The following is an 18,986-nucleotide window of genomic DNA, read 5'->3' on the forward strand; positions in this document are numbered from 1 at the left end:
CACTGGACCGCAGCGTCCGCTACCAACGACTCACACCAAAACTGTCCACGACGTCATGAGACAAAACTGTCCGTGAGGTCTTGAGACATGACAGGTCGTCAGAACAGCCATCACCGCTCACGAGGTGAGGTCGGCTCGATGAAATCGCGGGCTGGGCGGGTGACGACTCCAGATCAGGGGCCGGTGCAGATCGACGGGACCGCTCGGACGAGGCCGAGGCGGTGCAGGCCGGTCAGCCGCAGGTCGGCGCTGGCGTGCTGGAAGGCGCTGGTCAGGTAGCCGTCGCAGGACGGCGCGTCGCGCAGTTGCCGGGTGTCGCGTAGTTCCAGCAGGATCTCGTCGTTCAGCCGGTCGATGACCGGCCGGATCTCGCCCAGATCCGGGCGTTCCACCGGCCGCTCGCCGGGGTTCGCGGCCCACCGCTCGTGCAGGGCCCGCTGGACGAGCTTGCTGGCCTCGATCTGGTCCCGGAAGACCCGCTTCGTCTCCTCCGGGTCGATGCCGAGCTCCACCGACTTGCGGGCGACCGCGTCGAGCACCTGCTGCTCCCGCACCGGATCGTCGATCGGCCGGCCGGTGCCCCACTTGGCCGCGGCGACCTTGTCCGATGTGGTGACGCGCGCGGCGGCCGACCGCAGCAGCGGGTCGAGCGATTCCCGCTCGCAGGAGTGGGCCGGGGACGCGAGCGCGGCGATGATCGCGCCGGCGAGGAGCATTGAACGCACCGGTGCCTCCTGTCGACGATCCAGCCGCGCCAGGGTACTGCGCACCTACCGCCGAAACGCCAACAAAGACAGCGACTTTCAGCCATCTCACCGAACGCGACCACACCGTCGCGCAACCCGGATCACCATCCGTAGCGGCCCCGGGTGTCGGGATTCTGCCGAAAGTAAGGGCGGCCGCTGCCGAAAGACCACTGCCCGGGCGACTTCCCGATCCATACCTTCGACCGCGTTGCTAGCAGATGCGGAGGATCGATGAGTTTGCCGTTGGCCACCAACGAGATCGAGGACGTGCCGGACATCAGCATCGACTGGTACCGCGCGGTCACGGGCCTCGCCCACGACGCGCCGGGCTGGGTGCAGGCGTTGGCGGACGTGGCGACGGAGGCGGTGATCCTGGTGTTCGGCGCCCTGGTGCTGGCGAACCTCTGGCGAACCCGCCGGGCCGACCGCCGGCTGCGCGTCCTCGCGTTCGCGGCCCCGGCGGTCACGGTGCTCGCCTACGCGATCAGCGAGGTGACGAAGACGTTCGTCGAGCAGGAAAGGCCGTGCCGCGAGGTCCGCGGCGTCGTCGCGACGATCGCGGAATGCCCGGAGCCGGGCGACTGGTCGTTCCCCAGCAACCACAGCACCATCGCGGCGGCGGCCGCGGTCGGCCTGGCCGTCGCATGGCGCCGACTGGCCGTCGTCGTCGCACTGCTCGCGGTGCTGGAGGCATTCCTGCGGGTCTTCGTCGGAGTCCACTACCCGCACGACGTGATCGTGGGCCTCCTGCTCGGCGCGATCGTCGCGGCAGCGGGCATGGCCCTAGCCGCGAAGCTGGCCAAGACCCGCCTAGCCGCGCTGCAACACCGCTGAAGCCAGCACCTCCGAAACCAGCCGCGCCACTCACAGCCCCCGAAGCGAACGGCCCGTTTGTCTCGATAGACGAGGTGAACAGGCCGTTCGCTTGGCCCCACGCTCAGGCGTCGCCGCGCGGCACCAGGCCTGCTTCGTAGGCCAGGATCGCGGCCTGCACCCGGTTCTTCACGCCCAACCGGCCCAGGACGGCGCTCACGTACGCCTTCACCGTGCCCTCCACGACGTGCAGCCGCCGGGCGATCTCGGCGTTCGACAACCCGGCCCCGACCAGCGCGAGCACTTCGCGCTCCCGGTCGCTGAGCGCGTCCACGTGTTCCCGCGCGGCGATCTCCTGCTGCAGCCGCGGCCCGCCCAGCTGCCGGATCACCCGGTGCGCCACCGACGGCGAGAGGTATGCGCCGCCCTCGGCCGCCGCCCGCACGCCCAGCAGCAGTTCTCGCGGATCACCGGTCTTGAGCAGGAATCCGCTCGCACCGCCGTGCAACGCCCGCGTGACGTAGTCGTCCTCGTCGAACGTGGTCATGATGAGCACCGCGGTTTCCGGTGCCACGCGGCGGATCTCGTTCGCCGCGCCGAGGCCGTCGAGCTCCGGCATCCGGATGTCCAGCAGCGCCACCGCCGGCCGGTGCCGCCGCACCAGCTCCACCGCGTCCCGCCCGTTGGCGGCTTCCCCGACGATCTCGACGTCCGGGTCCGCGGCCAGGATCGCCCGCACCCCGGCGCGAACCATGGCCTCGTCGTCGGCCAGCACCAGCCGCACGTCTCCTCCTAACGCTGCAGGTAGTCCTTGTCCACCAGCACGTCCTGCCGGAAGCACAGCCGGTACAGGTCGCCGCGCCGCTCGTCGAACGGGTTGTGGTGCGTGCTGTAGTAGGAGCAGCTCGTACCGGGCGGCGGCGGCAGGTCGCCGTCGGGCGGGTCGTCGATCTTCGTGCGCGCCGGCAGCAGGTGCTCGATCGACGACCGCGACTGCCCGATCTGCATCCGGTCGAAGGCGGCCGACGGCAGCACGGAGGTAATGGTGTCGAACGCCGTGATGTTCACCGTCAGCAACCCCAGCAAGACGGCGCTCGCCGCCGCGGCAGCGACCGCGATGTTGCGGCTGCTGCGCACCTGACCTTCGGCCCGGGCCAGGCGCGCTGCGGAGTCCGAAGCGGCGATGGCCTGCGCGACCTGCGGAATCCGCGCGGACAGCAGGAACCGCCCGCGCTCCGGGCCCGCCTGGAAGGTTCCGCCCGCCAGCCGCACCCGCTCGGCGAGGGCGACGAGGCCGTACCCACCGCCGGAAGCGGGCTCGCGATCATCGGTCAGCGGGTTCGCCACTGACACTTCGCTCTCGTCGTCGGTGTGCCGCACCTCGACGGTCACGGCCGCTCCCGGCGCGTGCTTCGCCGCGTTGGTCAGCGCCTCCTGCACGATGCGGCACACCGCCCGGGCGCGCATCGACTGCGCCACCTCGCCGGTCTCCGACAACGTCACCGCCATCCCGGCGGCCCGAGCCTGCTCGACCAGCTCCGCGACGCTCTCGCCGGTGACCGGCCCGGAGTCGTCGCGCAGGACCTCGACGACCTCCCGCAGCCGCTCGGCCGCCTCCGTCACCGAGGCCCGGGCCTGCCCGGCCGCCTCCCGGTGCCCGGCGTCCAGCGAGGGCGCCACCTCCAGCGCGCCGATCCGCAGCGCGATCAGGCTGAGCTGGTGGCCGAGCAGGTCGTGCATGTCGCCGGCGATCCGGGTGCGTTCCTGCAGCCGCGCCTGCTCGCCCACGATCTGCTGCTGCCGCTCCAGCTGCTCCGCCCGCTCCCAGCCGGCCCGCACCAGCGCCCGGTACTTCTGGTGGTGCCGCCCCAGCAGCCACGGGATCAGCGCGAACAGCAGCGCGCCGATCAGCGTCACCAGCCACGCCCCGACGTCGCGCGCCAGCACGAGCACGAGCAGCGACAGCACGCCGGCGGCCAGCGCGAGCCGGATCAGCGCGTCGCGGTGCCTGCGCACCCGGAATCCGGCGTTGTAGCTGGTCGCGACCAGCATCGCGGTGAAGGCGAAGGCCGCGACGGCACCCGCCTCCGGCCGGGGGATCAGCGCACCCGCCCAGGCGGCCAGCGCGATGCCCGCGGCGACGAGCGGCCGGGCCCGGCGCAGCAGCACGGTGATGCCGACCACACCCACGCCGAGCGCGATCTCCCAGCCGCTGAACGGATCGGCCGCGGCGACCTGGTTGACCAGCAGCACGGGAGCGGACAGGACGAGCCACCACAGCACGTCCCGGATCGACACCTTCACCGCATCGACGCTACCGCCAGGTCGGTAGTGTCGGATTGATGCTGGAACCGAGCGCGGACTGGTACCGCGAGATCGCGGCGTGGGGGACGGCGTCGCCGGGCTGGGTGCACGGCCTCGCGCTGTTCGGCACCCAGGCGCTGCTGGCGGTGTTCGCGGTGCTGACGCTGCTCGCGTGGTGGCGGGCGGACCGGCGGCTGCCGGTGCTGCTCGCGCCGCTGCTGGCGGCGGGTGCAGCCTGGCTGTTCAGCGAGCTGATCAAGAACATCGTGCGGCAGGACCGGCCGTGCCTGGTGATGCGGATCCCGGGCGGCACGATCAAGAACTGCGCGGAGGTGAGCGCCTGGTCGCTGCCCAGCAGCCACTCGGCGGCGGCCGCGGCGTTCGCGGTGGCGCTGTCGATGCTGTGGCGGCGCATCACGGCGATCGTGGTGCTCCTCACGCTGCTCGAAGGCTTCTCCCGGGTCTTCATCGGAGTCCACTACCCGCACGACGTCCTCGCGGGCTTCCTCCTCGGCGCGGCCCTGGGAGCGGTCAGCGTCCTCGCGTGCAACAACGTGCGATTCCGGCGAAAACCATCCCAGCCACAGTGAACGTGCCGCGGTGAGGCGGGCAGGCGCGGGGTGACGGTTTCGCGCGAAACCGCCACCGCCAGGCACGGGGAACGGCGGTTTCGCGCGAAACCGGCGCCCGGTCGCCTAGCCGAGCTCTGCGCGGATGAAGTCGCGGAAGGAACGCGGCGGGCGCCCCGTGACGTCCTGGACGGTCGAGGTCGTGCGGTCCTCGCCGCCCTCCCGGATGTGCTCGTCCATGGCCGCCAATCCCGCCGCGAAGTCCGCGGGCAGCTCCGCCGAAAGCCGCCGGGCCAGCTCGCCCACGGTCATGTCCCGGTGCCGGACCGGCCGCCCGGTGATCTCCGAGATGATCGCCGCGGCTTCGCCGTAGCTCAACGCCTCCGGGCCGGTCAGCAAGTACTCGTCGGCCACCTCGTCCGAGGTCAGCGCGTGTGCGGCGACCGCGGCGATGTCGGCGGCGTCGATCCAGCCGAGCCGTCCCGAACCGGTGGCGGTCACGATCTCGCCGCGCTCCCGGATGCCGTCGGCCACCGGATGCCGGCCGGTGAAGTTCTGCATGAACCAGGTGGGCCGCAGCACGGCGCAGCCCGGCATCGACGCGATCCGCGCGCGGTACTCCGCCAGCCCCGGCGCGTTCGGCAGCATCGCGGACGACCCCAGCGCGACGATCCGGCGCCCGGCGGCGGCCGCCAGGAACGGCCCGACCTGCGGCATCGGGTCGGTGACCCCGACCGGCGGCACCAGGTAGACGCGGTCGACGCCGTCCAGCGCGCGCCGCTGCGAGTCCGGGTCGGCCCAGTCGAAGCGCACGTGGTCCGGGTCGTCGGCCGGGTGCCTGCTCGCGATCCGGACGGCGATCCCGCGCTCCCGCAGCACTGTCGCAAGTGGACGGCCGGTCTTCCCGGTGCCGCCGGTGATCAGCACGGTCACGAGCGCACCTCGTCGCCCAGCGCGGTCACGAGGCCGGCGAGTTCCCCGGACGCCTTGGCGCCCATGACCGGGCTCCAGTAGTCGCGGTACGAGGCGATCGCGCCGTCCCGCGCGACGATCACCGCGACGTAGCGCATCTCGTAATCCGCGCCGGTCGCCACGGTGCGGCCGCGCGCGGTGAACTCGGCGACGATGGTGCCCGGATCGGCGGTCCGGTGGACGATCACGGACGGGAAGCCCGCGATGTCCAGCTTCTGCGGGTAATCCGCCAGGTATTCGCGCAGCGCTTCCCGCCCGTTCAGGCGCTCGGGGGTGCCCGCCGCGAACGGGAACTCGAAGGTGCAGTCGGGCGCGAACAGGTCGACGAACCCGTCCATGTCCTTGGCCAGCAGCAGGTCGAGGGCCTGCTCGAAGAGTTGGTTCGCTTCCACGACGTCCAGGTTCGTCGCCGCGGAGCGCGCCGAGCAGGTCCGCGCTTGCCCCGGATCGGCGGTCCGTGGCTGGGCGGTCCGCCCCGGTGGCAAGGTGGTGAGGTGAACAAGCGCGAGCTGGCCGATTTCCTGCGCCGTCGCCGGGAGGAGCGACGTCCCGGCGATGTCGGGCTGCCCGACGGGGCCGGCCGCCGCCGCACGCCCGGCCTGCGCCGCGAGGAGGTCGCCTGGCTGGCGGGGGTGTCGACGAACTACTACGAGCGCCTCGAACAGGCCCGCGCGCCGCGCCCGTCGACGCAGGTCCTCGCGGCCCTGGGCACGGCGCTGAAGTTGTCGGAGGCGGAAGGCGAGCACTTGGCGCGACTGGCAGGGCAGGCCCCGCCGGCGCCGGAGGCCGCGGAACCGGTGCCGGAAGGCGTGCTGCGGCTGCTCGACCGCCTCGGCCCGATCCCGGCGTACGTGGTGAACGAGCGGCTCGACATCGTGGCGTGGAACGCCCTCGCCGCAAGCCTGATCACCGATTTCTCGAAGCTGCCGCGCGAAGAGCGCAATTCCCTGCGCCTGTCCATGCGAGGGGTGTGCTCGGCGAACGGCGAGAACCACTTCGCCCGGCAGGCGGCGGCGGAGCTTCGCCTGGCCGCCGCCCGCCACCCGGACGATCGGGCACTAGTGGCCCTGACCAGGGAATACGTCGAGTTCAGCCGGGAGTTCGCGGAAAGCTGGCGAGACCACGAGGTCCGGCCCCGCCCAACGCTGCGCAAGCGGATCGACCACCCGGACTTCGGCCCGCTGGACCTGGACTGCCAAACCCTGCACGTCCCGGGCCAGAAGCACCGCCTGATCCTCCTGTCGGCGGAACCGGGAACCCCGAGCCACAAGGCCCTCGAAGACCTAACGACCGCGGCCGAGTAGCGCGTGCCGCCCGTAGACCTCGGTCGCCATCTCGCGTTGTCGCTCCATCGCGACGCGCGCGCAGAGCTGCCAAACGCCGAGCGCGCTTTCGCCTGAGCCCGCGTGCTGCCCGGTCGACCGACCGATCCAGCAGAATCCAACGACGACGAAAACCGACGCAACGAGCAGAAACCCAAACACCGCAATCACTTTCTCGCCCTTTCCCAGAGGGCCCGGCAGAGGTGGGATTTCGGAGGGAGGGGGCATCCCGCCCCTGCCGGGGGCCTCGCCGCACCGGGCCGGGGGAATGCTGGGCGGCGAGGCGGTCATAGGTGCTCACCTGGCCTGTGCGTGTTTTGTGTCGCTATGGCAGCACAAAACACGCACGGGCCTTTACCTGCGAAAACAAGTGTCTGCGGAGGTCTCAGAAGTCCCAGACGGTCGATGGCGAGCCGCGTAGTCGGTACTCCGTGACGCATTCCGGGCACTGGTCGGTAATGCTGGCGGTGCGCGGCGTCGCGGGCCACGACGTCGGCCACGGGATCTTCACGGTTTTGGCAGCAAGACCGCCGTTGAGATCGACGAAGCCGTGAACATCCGGCAGGTGCGCCGAGGTGTGCTCTACAAGTCGGAACCCGCGACGCTGATGGTGTTCCTGGATGAAGGCGTCCTCGCTCGGCCGGTAGGTGGGCCGCGCGTAGCCGCCGAGCAGTTCCGGCATGTGCTGAAGGAGACCGAATCGAGGTACGAGTCGCGCCCACGGCTCTCGGGGCGCATCTCGGTCTGGATGGCGGGTTCTCGTTGCTCGAGTTCGCCCGTGGTAGCGCGAACATCTACGTCGAGGCGCACAACTCCGGTTTGCTGCTGAACGATCCAGCCGAGGAACCTCCGTTCCGAGCCACAACCAGTAGGTTCGGAGAGGTGGTGCTGAGCCCGGAAGAGTCGGCGCGGCTCATCGCTACCTACGCGGCGAGGTTCGAGAGCGAGGACGCATGACACACGCGTTAGCAGGCTAGCGAAAGAGCAGCTACAGCGGCGCGAACACGGGATGCGTCGAGGTCGGCTCGGCGCCGGATCTGGTCGGTATCCGGGACACGAAAGACCATGACAGCGGGACGTTAGCCGTTCCTCGGGGCGCATGGGTTCGGTTCGTCGCTGCTGTGAAGGCCAATCGCTTCCGCGGCTGAGCGCTGTTTTGGCTGGTCAGGCTTCGTGAGTGTTTTGGAGCGCCATAGCACTCCAAAACACTCACGAGCATTAGGTCAGCGCTGGGGCAGGCGGTAGGCCCAGTTCCAGGCCGCCTCCAGCGGGCCGCGTTCGAAGCGGCGCAGCCACAACGTCGACAGCGTCATGAACGTCGCGCAGATCGCCGCCCAGATCACCAGGACCCACCACGGGCGGGCCCAGTCGAAGCGCGCCGCCAGCCCGAATCCCCAGCCGTAGCACAGGATTGCCGCCACGAGGTTCTGGAAGACGTAGCAGGACAGCGCCATCCGGCCGACCGCGGTCAGCCCGCGCCGCAGGACGCCCGGCGTGCCGCGCAGCGCGCCCACCACGGTCGGGATCAGCCCGAGCAGGCCCAGCGCGATGATCGGCGGCAGGATGTAGCGGTCGACCATGAACCAGCCCTGCCCGGAGAAGGCGGTGAGCAGGTTCAGCGGCACCCCGATGCCGAAGCCGAACAGCATCAGGCGGTTCCGCAGCCGCTGCCCCTCGGCGGCGAACACCCCCGCGCGGAACAGCCGGGCGCCGATCAGGAACAGCGCCACGGACATCGGGATGATGAAGATCGCTTCGATCCGGTAGACGCCCCAGTGGGTGATCCGGGAGGACACCTGCTCTAGCCAGCCGCCGTGGGTGAACAGCTGCGACGGCGCGCCGCTGCCGCCGCTCATCGACGCGTGCCCGGTCAGCAGGCCGAGCGTGACCACGCTCATGAACGCGACGTGCAGCGAGGCCATCGTGATGATCCAGCCCTTCACCGCCCGGTCGCTGCGCCCGATCAGGTAAGCGACCAGCATCGACGTCACCGCGTAGCTCATCAGCACGTCGAACTCGAAGATCAGGACGTAGTGCAGCAGGCCCTCGGTGAACAGCAGCGCCGCCCGCCACAGGTACCAGCCGGGCCAGCGCCCGCCCCGGCGCCGCGCCGACCGGTACTGCAGCTCCAGGCCGATGCCGAACAGCAGCGTGAGCAGGGACAGGAACTTGCCGTTGGCGAGGACCCGGAGGGTCGCCTCGATGTTCGCGGTGAGCGTGCCGGTCTCCACCATGGTCAGCATCCCGGCCGGCCCCTCCGAGTCGGTGAAGATCCAGATGTTGGTGCCCAGCGTGCCTAGGATGGCGACGCCGCGGACCACGTCTATCGCGGTGATCCTGCTGGAGGTGGGTGCTTGCCGTAGTACCTCGGTCATGAATTCCCCAGTCGTTCGAAACTCGCCTCCGCAACCACGGAGGGTTACGATGCAGATGCATGGTAAACGGGTGGCGGACCCGTTTGCAATGCGATCGCATTGGAAAGGTGCGAGACGGTGCCCAAGCAGGTGGACCACGAGGCCCGGCGGATCCAGATCGCCGAGGCGCTCATGCGGCTGGCCAGCCGCGGCGGCCTGGAGGCGGTGAGCCTCCGCGACGTCGCGGCCGAAGCGGGCGTCTCGATGGGCGCGGTGCAGCACTACTTCAAGTCGAAGGACGAGATGCTGGGCTTCGCCATGGGGCACGTGAACAACCGGGCCTCGAACCGGATCGTGCAGCGGCTGAGCCAGGAGGGCGAACGGCCGAAGGTGCGCGTGGTGCTGCGGACGCTGATGCTCGAAATGCTGGCGCTCTCCGACGACAGCCGCATGGAGTTCCTGACGCACATCGCGTTCTTCCTCCGCGCGCTCGGCGCCCCGGACCTGGCCGAGACCTACCGCGAATGGTGGCCGAAGCTGGAGGAGTGGGTGGCCTCCGAGCTCCGCGCGGCGCAGGAGTCCGGCGAGCTACCCGCCGACCGCGACCCGGAGCGCGAGGCGGAAGCCCTGCTGCTCATCCCGGACGGCCTGTCGGTCGGCCTGCTGCTGGGCCACCGGACCGGCGAAGGCGCGACCGCGGCCATCGACTACCACCTCGACCGGCTCTTCGAGAAGTCCACAGAGGACTGATCAGCCGTGGTGCCGGTGGAAGGCGAGCTGATCGCGCACCGGGACGACGCGGTCGAGGTCGGCTTCGTCAACGGCGGCAAGCAGATCCACCGACTCGCCGGAGCCGTGGACCGACCCGTGCTGGCCGGGGAAGCGGCCCCCGGGCGCGGACCACACGTCGTGGCGAGAGCCTGCGGTCGCGAGCGAAAGTCCCTCGGGTTCCAGCTGGTTCAGCCGGATGTCCAGCAGCGCGGCGAAGAGGTTCTCGCCCCGCGAGCGGAAGGTGCGGGCCGCGGTGGAGATCTCCAGGACGACGCTTCCGCCGTCGACCCACCACCTGGCATCGGCGTGCGCTGCCCGGTCTCCGAGCAGGAGCACCTGGCGAGTGACCGGAACGCCCTGCGGATACGGCGTCGGCGCCCGATGCGCCTCGCGCCTACCCGCGCTCGGCGATCGCTGGGCCGGTACTCGCTGGCCGCCGGTCAGCTGCCCGACGAAACCGGCCGGATCCTCGGTGAAGCTGGCGCCGACGAACGCCTTCGCGGCCGAGAGCGTCCCGGATACCAACCCGCCGATGGTCTCGCCGTACTGCTGCGAGGGAGCTTTGTCGGACGCCAGCAGCAAGGTCTTCACGAGGTTCTTCGCGGCGTCCTCGACCTGGTTCTTCGCGGAGTCGATCGAGGCTCGCGCCTGGTCGTGGGCGGTGCCCGGATCCGGACGCGGCTCGGCGGCGCCGGCCTGCTCGACATCCGCGCGCGCCCGCTCGGCCTGCCGCTGGGCCCAGGCCAGCACGTCGCGGTACCGCTGCATAGCCCGGGCGGATTCGGTGAAGTCGTCGGTCGCGCGGAGCGACTCGGGGGTGATCCCGTGCAGCGCCACGGCGTGCTCTTGCAGCGGATCCAGCAGCACGTTCGTGCCCTGCGGCAGGCCGGGCAGATACCCGTCGAGCAGCCGCGCGCCGGTGAGCACCAGGTATTCGGCCCGGTCGCCCTCGCCGCGCCGCCGCCGGTACTCGGCGAAGTACCGCAGGTCCGAGAACACCGGCAGCCACGGGGCCTCGGCCACGTGCACGACGGGCACGGCCGGCGGATCGGACGCGCACTCCAGGTACACCCCGCTGCGGCGGAAGGTGGCCACCAGATCGGCCGGGCGCTGCACGGTTCGCCGGAACCGGAGAGCCTCCCGCACCAGCGGTGGCCCATCCGGAACGCACGTCGCCGAACCCATGTCTCCTCCGTAGTCGTGCGAGCACAGAGAGTGGCCAGGCTACTGGATCAAGAACAGTAAAAACCGAACGAAATACGTGGTATGAACCATACCGAAAGCTAGCCCGAACGGCGGTAAGTGATCAGATGTCCACCTCGACGTAACCCGGCCCACCGAAGAGCGCGAGGTAAGGACGCCCGTTCATCCCCCGAGAGACTCGGTGTTCGGGCAAGCGTCGATCGGTATCGTCGCCATCGGACATCTCGATTCCTGAGGTGGCCTGACGGTCAACCATCCGCCCCAGGCTCGGTTCTGGGAGCGGAGGGCTTGGGTTTGGTCGGCAGCGGGACCTCGGCGTGACGTTGTGCCAGCGACTCGGAGACGACCTCGCCACGTTCCTGCATGTCCTGGATACGCTGTCCGATCTGCTGCCTGCGCGCCTGCGCGTCAGGGCCATCCGATGGCGTATCGAACTTGCGGATCAGATCTTCGTGGTTCATTGCTCACCTCAACGTGGGCCCGATTGCGGCCTGCCACAGCACCCCCAGCTCTTGGGTTTTGTCCCTTTCGCAGCATGCAAGTCAGCGGTGGACGAGTGCTCTGGTCATGAGGCCGGGTACCGGTGGAGCCAGGCCTCGTTGGTCGGCGGGTTGGGGCCGTGCTCGGTGAGTGCGTCTTTGGCGAGGGTGTCGACGACCTCGGCCAGTGGTACCGCGGCACGCAGGTCGGCGGGGATCGCGCGCACACCACATTCAGCACCGATCAGCATCCCGGTGATCGCCCCGACTACCGGGCGGTGTGCTGAGTAGTTCATGGCCAGCTGCAGCGCCTCACGCACGTAGTCGCTGGCCATCGCGCAGTACAACCCGAGCCCAAGCGCTTCGGCGCCGTCGCGGCCGCCATCGCCGAAAGGCTTGCGGATGTTTTCCGGGGTGGTGGGCACCCAGTAGTCCTTGTTCATGATCAGTGCGAGCTCGATTTTGCGGAGCACGCGCGCGTTTCGTCGAGGCCAGCGCTCCAGGTGTGCACGGGCGGTCGTGAGGCAGTCGTGGAACGGCTGATCGCGGATCTGCTGGTGCAGGATTACCGCGAGCGTGCCTGCGGCCAGGCAGTCGTCCGGGCTGCTGTGTGTCAAAACAGCGATGTGGACTGCGGCCGCGAACACCTCGGCGGGATCATCGGCGCACACCGCCGCCATAGCGGCCCGAGGCACCACCTCGCTGCCGCGGGCGTGGGCGCGCATTTTGCGGAGCCTCGAGTGCTGGCCGGTGCGGGCGAAGTTCTCCAGCGCCGCCACCGTGTCTGGGTGGGGGGCGCCGTCGCGGCGCAGGCTGTCTACGCCGACCAGCCAGCCGTCCGGCTCGGGCGCAGCATAGGGGCCGCAGTGCTCCCAGCCACGTCGTTGCCCGTCTGGCGTGGGCTGGGTGTGCAGCCACCGTTGGTAGGCGTGCTGAACGACCGCCTCCGGTTCGCTGTCCCCTTTGGTGATGCGGTGGGCGACGTCGGCTCGGATGATCCCCTCCAGCGTGAAGGCGAGCAGCTGAGTCACGGCCGACGACTCAGCCGCGCTGTCGCGGAGGGAGTACTCGGTGAGTGCCTTCTCCCCTCGCAGTTTCACAGCAGGCGACCAGGGCAGCTTTGCTGTAGCGCAGGAGTCGACGGCGCAACCGAGCGCGTCCCCGACCGCTGCGGCGAGTACGGCGCCCCGAAACCGTTCCGCGGTATCGGGTTCCGGCAGGTGCCGACCAGTGCCGGGGTCGCGGCCGTCGATCTCCCGCACGCGGCGGTCAAAATCCACAATCGCGTCCAGCGGAGCGTGCACGTCGACGTAGTGGAGGTTGTAGTCACTTCCTTCTTTCCGGCCCTGCGGCCGGAAATCCGCTCGATGCTCGGTGCGCCGGGTCCAATCGTCATGCCAGCGCCCGACCTTGCCGCTGCGCCGGGACCGCTGCCGCACTGGCCAGCCCTTCGGAGCCACTCGCTCGTCTCTCACAGCTTCTTAATCCCCCGGCGTGCTCCTGAAGCGAATCCAGCAGCACGCTCGTGCCCTGCGGCATACCGGGAATTCGTAAGGAAGCTCCCGCGTAGTTCGAGATGTTCGGCGTTGTGTTGCGGCCAGGGGGCGCTGGCCGGGACGCTCATTGTTGGGTCTCGTCACCTGTCCGACGCTGATCCTGGTCTGGTCCGGTGAGGGGGAATGGCTCCATGTTGCTGTCCAGCCCGATGGGGAAGTTCTCCTTGCTCCACGATTTCAGCACTTCGCCGCGAGCGATCTTTTCGTTCATATACCGGATTGCCTCGTCGGTCTCCTTCCTGATTTCTGGGTCGATGTCCTCCGGCTTGGGCAAGTGCTTGCGGAGCAATGCTTCACGCTCTTCACGCTCTTCAGGGGTCATGGCTTAGTTTCCTTTCCCTAGGTCTCGCATGACAACATACATTTCTTCATCAGCGGCTCGCGTTTCGCGTACCAGGAAACGATTGCCGTCCTGCCACATGACCTCTAGCTCGTCCGGATTCGTCACGGACAGGTCTCGGGCGTTCCGGGGGTCTTCGATGATGAACCGCACCTTGTAGGGCTTCTCGGTGCCGTGTTCTGAGAACATCGCTGGTGGGATGTCCTTTGATGCCGAGGTGAACCCCGGCTCTTCTACTTCCGCACCGGGCTTGTAGCGCTGCAAGATGGCGTCGAATTCCTGCTTGCTGACGCCGATGTCGCGAAAGACTCGCGGCGTTTCGGTGGTGTCGACCTTGGACATCTCGTCGAGCGCGCTGCGTAGCACGTTGGCCTCGGGCCCGACGTAGTCCCGGTCGACCTCGTCTCCTTCACGCAAGACGCGGTTGAGGGTGTTGGCGTCCTCGCCGATGTAACGGCGCAGGCCCATCGCTTTCTCGTCGTCCAGGTGGGCGAGTTCGGGATGGTCCTCCCGCAGCCGAGCCACGCTCTCTTCGAACGAGACTCCGGTACGCGACTCGATGCGTTCACGGTATGTCTGCCGGTCCTCGTCGGATAGCTCGTGGCGAGGCTCGCCGTGCGGTTCCGGCTCGGGTCCGCGTGGCGCGGTCTCAGCCGCCCCGTCCTGGTCGCGCTGTCCGGTTGGATCCTCATGGCGGTGCGTTTCCGGCTGGTGGTCAGGGCGATCGTTGTGCTGCTCCGGGGCTTCCTGGGATGGTGGCTCCCCGCCATGTTCCCGCGTGCTGCCTCTCCCCGCGTCATCCCACGGGTCACCCCAGTCGAGGTCATCATTCCTGTTCGCCCCGCGTCCATAGGTCGGGCGCGGCTGGTCCTGGTTGCCCGGCTGAGTGTCCCGTGCGGGCGTGTCGTGGTCGGGCCCGCGGTCCCACCCGCTGCCCTGCGGTCCGAACGGCTTCCCGTTGTCCGGGATCGACTGGAGTTCGGGCGAGTGGCTCATCGGGGGCGAAGAAGTGTGACCCCAGGACGCGGTGGGTGGTTGTGATGGCGGTTCAGGAGTCCAATTGCTAGGCGTGGAATGAGACTGGGGGGTCGGGTGGGCAGGGTTCGGGTTCTGTGGGGCCGGGTGCGCGTTCGGCTGGATTGGTGGGTGCGTGGAGGCATTCGGGACGACGTCCGGGAGATGAGCCGGGGTCTTGTTCTTGTCGCCGAAGAAGTCCGTGACAGTGTCCAGCGCCCGTCGGCCCAGCGTGCCTGCTGTGCTGCTGCCGCTGGTGGCCAGGCCGGCTGCTACCTCCGGGGCCAGGCGTCCGACGAAGCCGGACGGGTCCTTGGTGAAGCTGTCGATTCCCGCGCCGATCATCGCTTTGCCGGTGCCGATCGGGTCGCTGATGAACGCCTTGCCCGCCGCTACCGTGCTGCCCGCCAGCTGGCTGATGTTCTCGCCGTACTGCTGCGGGTGCATCACGTTGTACGGGTCGAACGGGTTCAGCGTTCGCGCCTGCTGGAGCATGTCCAGCGCGCCGTCGAAGCTGCCCTTCCAGAAGTCGCCGTAGGACTCTGCGACGTTCTGGAAGACGTCCTCGAAACCCGAGGCGAGCATGGTGAGCGGCCCGGGCTGCGGGGGTGCTTTTTCGGACGCCTTGATCAGCGTTGCCGCGGCCCTCTTCGCCGCTTCTTCGACCTGCTCCTTCGCGGCGTCGAGGGCGGCCTGCGCCTGGTTGCGGGCGGCGGCGCCCGGGTCCTGGAACGGCTCGGTGGCGTTGCCCTGGTCGGCCGCCTGCTCGTACTTGGCCTCGGCCTGCGCGGTCTGCCGGTCTGCTCGCTCGATGTCGGCGCATGCCTGCTCGGCCTGCCGCTGTGCCCAGGCCAGCACGTCGCGGTACTGGCGCAGGGCGTCGGCGGACTCGGTGAAGGCGTCCGCCGCCCGGAACCACTTGGGCGGTTCTTGCTGGTAGTAGTCGCGGAACGCGTCGGCGGTCGGGCCTTCCCAGCCAGCGGTGTTGATCTTCTGGAAGCCCTGGGCGGCGTTCTCGAACGCGGTGCCCAGCTTGGTCATGGTGGCCAGGGTTTCGTCGATGGCAGGCAGCTCGCCCGGGACCTCTTCCCTGGGGTCCGGTGCCATCAGCCGTCCACCTTGGTGTTGTAGCCCGCCTGGTTCAACACGTGCGAGGCGGCTTGCTGCGGCATGCCAACTGGTGCGATGTCGACCCCGAACTGCGCGAACGACTTCTGCGGGGCGGCGTTCAGATCAGCGGTGGGGTTGTCGAACCCGGCGCCCAGGACCTTCTTGAACGCGTCGATCGCCGCCTGCTCCATCTTCTCGTACTCGGAACGGGTGTCGGTCAGCGCCGATGCCGCGGCGGCACCTTCTTCGACCAGGAACTTCACCCCGTATTCCCACCGGCCGCAGAACCTCTTCAGCGCCTCGGTGACCAGCGCCGACCCGGACTGCTCCGCATCGAGGTTCATCATGGTGACGCCGTGGCCGTCGTTGCCCATCTTCCGCACGGGCCACGGAAGTTCGTTCTCCAACGCGGCGATGGCGTCGCCCACGCCTTGCGACGCTTGTTGCAGCGCCGCCAGATCGACGCGGAATCCATCGTTACCCACTTACAGCGTCCCTCCCCAAGCACGCTTGACGGGTTTCTCGTACGGAGACTGCGCGGACACCGGGCGATCCGGCCGGTTTCGATCCACTGCGATCGATTCGGCGAGGATTCCGCGCAGTGCGGGCAGCGTCACCGAGTGCTCCTGCAGCGGATCCAGCAGCAAGCTCGTGCCCTGCGGCATGCCCGGCAGGTATCCGTCCAGCAGCCGGGCTCCGGTGAGCACCAGGTACTCGGCCGCCAGGTCGCCTTCGCCGCGCTGCCGCCGGTATTCCGAGAAGTACCGCAGATCCGAGAACACCGGGAGCCACGGAATCCCGTCCACGTGCACGACCGGCACGGTCGGCGGGGCGGACACGCATTCCAGGCAGACGTCGGCCCTGCGGAAAGTGGCCACCAGATCTTCCGGACGCTGCATGCTCCGCCGGAACCGGAGCGCTTCGCGCACCAGCGGTGGCGCGTCCGCAACGGACGCCAATGAACTCATGATCCCCCCGTAACCGTTCATGCACGGCGCGCAACGACGCTAGCCGATCAGCAACCGGGAAATCCGCCCAAAACTCGTGGCCTACACCATAGAAAGCATTAGGCCGAATGGCGGTAAGTGATCAGATGTCAACCTCGGCGTAACCGAGCTCGCCTGGCTCCGCTTCGGCGACGCCGCCGGTGGCCTCCGCCAGCCAGGTGCGAAAGGCGTCCACTTCGGACTCCGGGACGTTGATGCGGAAGCGGACCGCGTCCTGGTAGTCGGTGTCGGCCACCTGGTAACCGGCCGAACGCAGGTCGTTGTCGAGCTTCCCGGCCAGCAGGTAGTCCACTGTGGTATCCACGGCGCGGACCGGGCGGCGTTCGACCAGGCCGACGTGGTCCAGCGCCGCCGACACCGCGCCGCCGTAGGCGCGCACCAGACCGCCCGCGCCGAGCAGCACCCCGCCGAAGTAGCGGGTCACCACGGCGACCGAGTTGGTGATCTCGTTGCGGCGCAGCACCTCCAGCATCGGCACGCCCGCGGTGCCCGCCGGCTCGCCGTCGTCGCTGGACTTCTGGAACTCGCCGGCGTCGCCGAGGACGAACGCGGAGCAGTGGTGCCGCGCGTCGTGGTGCAGCCTGCGCCGCTGCTGGATGAATTCCCGGGCCTCGGCCTCGCTGGCGACCCGCGCCAGCGCGCACAGGAAGCGGGACTTCTTGACCTCCAGCTCGTGCTCGCCCGGCCGCTTGATCGTCCGCATCGGTCCCCTTCGCCAGGTGATGCCGCTCGCCGCCGCGCGGCGGTCCTCGCGGTCCATCCTCCCACTCCGGTAACAGTGCAGGTCAGCGCGGTGATGGGGGCTCGGGTCGGAGGCGATTTCCGTTGCAGCCCGCGGGCACGTAACGTCCCCCTTTATGGAGCAATCATCGAGCCCGTTTGAACCAGGCGTGCGGGTGCGCGCCACGTTCGGCCGGTTCCGTGATCAGGTCGGCACGGTGGTGGAGACCGCCACCGGTCTTCCTGAGGTCTTCGACGGTCCCGTCCTGTGGGTGCGGTTCGACGGAGGCGACGAGCCTGGCCTGGTTGCGGGGAGATTCCTGGAAGCGGCCTGACGGCATCCCTCAGCCGTTGAGTTCGTCGACCCGTGGGCCGCCGGTCCGCTGGCGGATATCGACATGTCTCCCGGGCTCTTGACCAGGTATGACGAATGTCTTGATCGATTCTCGCGGGCGCGCGGTGTGAGCAAGGACAATTCGGTACTTCCGGTCGAGTGGATAAAATCGTCCTTGAAAACCGACGTCGCGACGACGGATGGAGACGATGCGGGTTCTCGTGATCGGGGCCGGAGTCGGGGGACTCGCCATCGCCAACGGATTGTTGGGCAAGGGCCACCACGTGCAGATCTTCGAGCACGCGGACGCCCTGCGCACCACGGGTGCGGGCATCACGGTGTGGAGCAACGGCACCGCGGCGCTGCGTGGGCTCGGCGTCGACATCGAACCGGCCGGTCACCGGCTGCACAGCCTCCGCTCGGTCACCGAATCCGGCCGGCTGCTCTGGGAGGCGGACCTCGGCGAGGTCACCGAGCGCCTGGGATCGCCCACCGTGCAGATCCCGCGCCGCGAGCTGATCGCGGAGATGGCCGCCGCGCTGCCGCCGGGCGTGCTGCACTTCGGCCGCCGGTGCGTCGGCGTCACCGAGCACCCGGACCACGTCGTCGTCGAGTTCGCCGATGGCAGCTCGGCCACCGGTGACCTGCTGATCGGCGCCGACGGGCAGCGCTCGGTGGTGCGCCGCGAGGTGCTGGGCGGCGAACCGGCGCGGCCCACCGGCTGGGCCAGCTGGCAGGGCCTGACCCGCAGCGACCTCCCGCTCGCGCACGGCCACCAGACCCTCAACATCGCCGGCCGCTACGCGCACTGCGGCCTGATCCCGACCGGCGGCGGGCTGCTGCACTGGTGGTTCGACATGCTCTGGAAGGACGGCGACCCGGTGCTGTCCGTCGCCGAGCTGCGGCGGATCTTCCGCGGCTGGCCCGATCCCGTCGAGGCGCTGCTGGCCTCGGTCACCGACGACGACCTCGGGTTCTTCCCGCACATCCGGCACAAGGTGCCGCAGGTCTGGGGCGGCCCGCGCAGCACGCTGCTGGGCGACGCGGTGCACGCGATGCCGCCCGCCGTGGCGCAGGCGGCCAACCAGACGCTGGAAGACGCCTGGCTGCTCACCCAGTTCCTGTCCGTCGTGGATAGAGATCCGGCGGAGCTGCTGCGCGCCTACGAGCAGGAGCGCCGTCCCCGCGCGCTGAAGGTGTCACGCACCGCGGCGCTGACATCGGCCCAGCGCAGCACGCCTCTGCAGCGCTTGGCGAAGTTCCCGAGGTGGCTCGCGACCCGCAGCCAGGTGGCGTCGCTGCGCTCCGGCAGCGACGTCCTCCGCCTGGCCCGCCCTAGCGTCCAGGCCGCCTGAGCAGTGCCCGTGTGTAC

The 18,986-nt window shown here is 69.4% G+C and carries 20 protein-coding genes and 2 pseudogenes; 8 read left to right on the plus strand and 14 right to left on the minus strand.

Annotated elements, in window-relative coordinates; genetic code table 11:
- Nucleotides 1-173 precede the first annotated feature (173 nt).
- On the minus strand, nucleotides 174-716 hold the full coding sequence (locus tag BLW84_RS24375; RefSeq protein ID WP_093269273.1) for a chorismate mutase: 543 nt from the start codon (nucleotides 714-716) through the stop codon (nucleotides 174-176).
- A gap of 261 nt (nucleotides 717-977) precedes the next feature.
- Between BLW84_RS24375 and BLW84_RS24380 the strand changes: the two genes are divergently transcribed.
- Nucleotides 978-1,580, plus strand: coding sequence for a phosphatase PAP2 family protein (locus tag BLW84_RS24380; RefSeq protein ID WP_093269276.1), 603 nt, complete (start codon nucleotides 978-980; stop codon nucleotides 1,578-1,580).
- 103 nt (nucleotides 1,581-1,683) lie between these two features.
- Here BLW84_RS24380 and BLW84_RS24385 read toward each other — a convergent pair whose 3' ends face one another.
- Nucleotides 1,684-2,343, minus strand: coding sequence for a response regulator (locus BLW84_RS24385; protein ID WP_281247439.1), 660 nt, complete (start codon nucleotides 2,341-2,343; stop codon nucleotides 1,684-1,686).
- An 8-nt stretch (nucleotides 2,344-2,351) separates the two neighbouring features.
- Nucleotides 2,352-3,863, minus strand: coding sequence for a sensor histidine kinase (locus tag BLW84_RS24390; protein WP_245761344.1), 1,512 nt, complete (start codon nucleotides 3,861-3,863; stop codon nucleotides 2,352-2,354).
- 38 nt (nucleotides 3,864-3,901) lie between these two features.
- Here BLW84_RS24390 and BLW84_RS24395 point away from each other — a divergent pair, with 38 nt between their 5' ends.
- Entirely contained in the window at nucleotides 3,902-4,453 is a 552-nt protein-coding gene (locus BLW84_RS24395) for a phosphatase PAP2 family protein (RefSeq protein WP_093269282.1), read from the plus strand.
- A gap of 105 nt (nucleotides 4,454-4,558) precedes the next feature.
- Here the strand turns inward: BLW84_RS24395 and BLW84_RS24400 are convergent, their stop codons facing one another.
- The gene (locus BLW84_RS24400; protein ID WP_093269284.1) at nucleotides 4,559-5,365 is read right to left on the minus strand and encodes an NAD-dependent epimerase/dehydratase family protein; all 807 of its coding nucleotides are present in this window, start codon (nucleotides 5,363-5,365) and stop codon (nucleotides 4,559-4,561) included.
- Entirely contained in the window at nucleotides 5,362-5,796 is a 435-nt protein-coding gene (locus BLW84_RS24405) for a nuclear transport factor 2 family protein (RefSeq protein WP_093269564.1), read from the minus strand. Before BLW84_RS24405 ends, BLW84_RS24400 begins: the two co-directional genes overlap by 4 nt.
- 102 nt (nucleotides 5,797-5,898) lie before the next feature.
- Here BLW84_RS24405 and BLW84_RS24410 point away from each other — a divergent pair, with 102 nt between their 5' ends.
- The 3 genes and pseudogenes from BLW84_RS24410 to BLW84_RS24430 form a co-directional block, all read left to right on the plus strand.
- Complete coding sequence (locus BLW84_RS24410; RefSeq protein ID WP_093269287.1) at nucleotides 5,899-6,708, plus strand: helix-turn-helix transcriptional regulator; 810 nt, start codon at nucleotides 5,899-5,901, stop codon at nucleotides 6,706-6,708.
- A 595-nt stretch (nucleotides 6,709-7,303) separates the two neighbouring features.
- Nucleotides 7,304-7,683: pseudogene (locus BLW84_RS50365) on the plus strand (Scr1 family TA system antitoxin-like transcriptional regulator).
- A gap of 32 nt (nucleotides 7,684-7,715) precedes the next feature.
- Nucleotides 7,716-7,874 (plus strand): annotated as a pseudogene (locus BLW84_RS24430) (DUF397 domain-containing protein); the annotation flags it as partial.
- A gap of 75 nt (nucleotides 7,875-7,949) precedes the next feature.
- Here the strand turns inward: BLW84_RS24430 and BLW84_RS24435 are convergent.
- A complete protein-coding gene (locus BLW84_RS24435; RefSeq protein WP_093269298.1) occupies nucleotides 7,950-9,101 on the minus strand; it encodes a DUF418 domain-containing protein in 1,152 nt (383 codons plus the stop codon).
- 117 nt (nucleotides 9,102-9,218) lie between these two features.
- Here BLW84_RS24435 and BLW84_RS24440 point away from each other — a divergent pair, with 117 nt between their 5' ends.
- A complete protein-coding gene (locus BLW84_RS24440) occupies nucleotides 9,219-9,830 on the plus strand; it encodes a TetR/AcrR family transcriptional regulator (protein WP_093269300.1) in 612 nt (203 codons plus the stop codon).
- Here BLW84_RS24440 and BLW84_RS24445 read toward each other — a convergent pair whose 3' ends face one another.
- From BLW84_RS24445 to BLW84_RS24475, 8 genes are all read right to left on the minus strand, one after another.
- Nucleotides 9,831-11,036 (minus strand): hypothetical protein, encoded by a 1,206-nt coding sequence (locus BLW84_RS24445; RefSeq protein ID WP_093269302.1) that lies wholly within the window; start codon nucleotides 11,034-11,036, stop codon nucleotides 9,831-9,833.
- A gap of 266 nt (nucleotides 11,037-11,302) precedes the next feature.
- Nucleotides 11,303-11,515, minus strand: a complete 213-nt coding sequence (locus tag BLW84_RS46475; protein ID WP_143061092.1) for a hypothetical protein — start codon at nucleotides 11,513-11,515, stop codon at nucleotides 11,303-11,305.
- Nucleotides 11,516-11,619: 104 nt separating this feature from the next.
- Nucleotides 11,620-13,008, minus strand: coding sequence for an ADP-ribosylglycohydrolase family protein (locus BLW84_RS24450; protein ID WP_245761345.1), 1,389 nt, complete (start codon nucleotides 13,006-13,008; stop codon nucleotides 11,620-11,622).
- Nucleotides 13,009-13,153: 145 nt separating this feature from the next.
- Nucleotides 13,154-13,411, minus strand: coding sequence for a hypothetical protein (locus BLW84_RS24455; RefSeq protein WP_093269307.1), 258 nt, complete (start codon nucleotides 13,409-13,411; stop codon nucleotides 13,154-13,156).
- A gap of 3 nt (nucleotides 13,412-13,414) precedes the next feature.
- On the minus strand, nucleotides 13,415-15,550 hold the full coding sequence (locus tag BLW84_RS24460) for a putative T7SS-secreted protein (RefSeq protein WP_093269309.1): 2,136 nt from the start codon (nucleotides 15,548-15,550) through the stop codon (nucleotides 13,415-13,417).
- A complete protein-coding gene (locus BLW84_RS24465; RefSeq protein ID WP_093269311.1) occupies nucleotides 15,550-16,038 on the minus strand; it encodes a hypothetical protein in 489 nt (162 codons plus the stop codon). Before BLW84_RS24465 ends, BLW84_RS24460 begins: the two co-directional genes overlap by 1 nt.
- On the minus strand, nucleotides 16,039-16,521 hold the full coding sequence (locus tag BLW84_RS24470) for a hypothetical protein (protein WP_143061093.1): 483 nt from the start codon (nucleotides 16,519-16,521) through the stop codon (nucleotides 16,039-16,041). It lies immediately after the preceding gene.
- A 121-nt stretch (nucleotides 16,522-16,642) separates the two neighbouring features.
- On the minus strand, nucleotides 16,643-17,263 hold the full coding sequence (locus tag BLW84_RS24475; RefSeq protein WP_093269566.1) for a YigZ family protein: 621 nt from the start codon (nucleotides 17,261-17,263) through the stop codon (nucleotides 16,643-16,645).
- Between the two features lie 193 nt (nucleotides 17,264-17,456).
- Here BLW84_RS24475 and BLW84_RS24480 point away from each other — a divergent pair, with 193 nt between their 5' ends.
- Nucleotides 17,457-17,615: a hypothetical protein gene (locus BLW84_RS24480; RefSeq protein ID WP_245761346.1), complete on the plus strand. Its 159-nt coding sequence runs from the start codon at nucleotides 17,457-17,459 to the stop codon at nucleotides 17,613-17,615.
- Nucleotides 17,616-17,823: 208 nt separating this feature from the next.
- Nucleotides 17,824-18,969 (plus strand): FAD-dependent monooxygenase, encoded by a 1,146-nt coding sequence (locus tag BLW84_RS24485; RefSeq protein ID WP_245761347.1) that lies wholly within the window; start codon nucleotides 17,824-17,826, stop codon nucleotides 18,967-18,969.
- The last annotated feature ends 17 nt before the right edge of the window (nucleotides 18,970-18,986 follow it).

Source organism: Saccharopolyspora shandongensis (assembly GCF_900106995.1).
GTDB classification, from domain to species: domain Bacteria; phylum Actinomycetota; class Actinomycetes; order Mycobacteriales; family Pseudonocardiaceae; genus Saccharopolyspora; species Saccharopolyspora shandongensis.